The organism is Anaerotruncus sp. G3(2012), assembly GCF_000403395.2.
In the GTDB taxonomy this organism is placed as follows: domain Bacteria; phylum Bacillota; class Clostridia; order Oscillospirales; family Ruminococcaceae; genus Anaerotruncus.
The window spans coordinates 198,409-199,519 of sequence record NZ_KE159679.1 but is presented as its reverse complement, the minus strand read 5'-3'; the positions used below and the strand labels follow the sequence as shown (position 1 = coordinate 199,519).

Sequence of the window (1,111 nt, the reverse complement as noted above, 5' to 3'; positions counted from 1 at the left end):
ATGTCCCCGACACTGGCCCTTATCGTCCAGCGGGAAGCAGAGATTGAAGCCTTCCAGCCGGAGCCGTTCTATACGGTGGCGCTGGAACTGCCCGGATTTACCGCTGTGGGGGCGCGGATGAAAGACAAAACCGCCGCGAAAGAGCTGCAAACCGCCTGCCGGGGCGGTTCTGCGGTGGTGAAACAGGCGCAGCGGAAAGAGAAGTCCGAAAAGCCGCCCGCCCTTTATGACCTGACCACCTTACAGCGGGACGCCAACCGCCTGCTGGGGTTTACCGCCCAGCAAACGCTGGACTATCTGCAAAACCTCTATGAGAAAAAGTTGTGTACTTATCCCCGGACGGACAGCCGGTATCTGACCTCGGATATGGCGGAGGGCCTGCCGGTGCTGGTCAACCTCACCGCCAATGCCATGCCGTTCCGAAAGGGGATCGGCATTACCTGCAACCCGGAGGCGGTCATCAACGATAAGAAAGTGACCGACCACCATGCGGTGATCCCCACCCGCAATCTTCAGGGGGCGGACCTCTCCGGCCTGCCTGCTGGTGAGAAAGCGGTATTGGAGCTGGTGGCCGCAAGGTTGTTGTGTGCGGTGGCGGAACCTTATTGTTATGAAGAAACTTCTGTTACTGTGGAATGTGCCGGTACGGAATTTGCTGTAAAGGGCAAAACGGTGAAACACCCCGGCTGGCGCAAGCTGGATGCCGCTTATCACGCCGGTCTGAAAAATGCCCCGGAGCCGGAGGAAGGACCAGAGGAAAAGACGCTGCCGGAACTCTCTGAGGGACAATCTTTGTCCGTTTCCAATGCCTCCGTCAAGGAGGGGAAAACCAGCCCGCCAAAGCATTTCACCGAAGATACCCTGCTGTCGGCTATGGAGAACGCCGGTAAAGAAGATATGCCGGATACCGCCGAGCGCAAGGGATTGGGTACGCCTGCCACCCGCGCCGGGATTCTGGAAAAGCTGGCCTCCACCGGTTTTCTGGAACGGAAAAAGAGCAAAAAGACGGTCCAGCTGATGCCCTCCCGCGACGCGCGTTCCCTCATTACGGTTCTGCCGGAGCAGCTGCAATCCCCGCTGCTCACCGCCGAGTGGGAGTACCGGCTGGGCG

At 59.2% G+C, this 1,111-nt stretch carries 1 protein-coding gene; it reads left to right on the top strand.

The features are described from left to right. On the top strand, nucleotides 1-1,111 hold a 1,111-nt coding region (locus tag C814_RS21050), incomplete at both ends, for a DNA topoisomerase (RefSeq protein WP_016317479.1).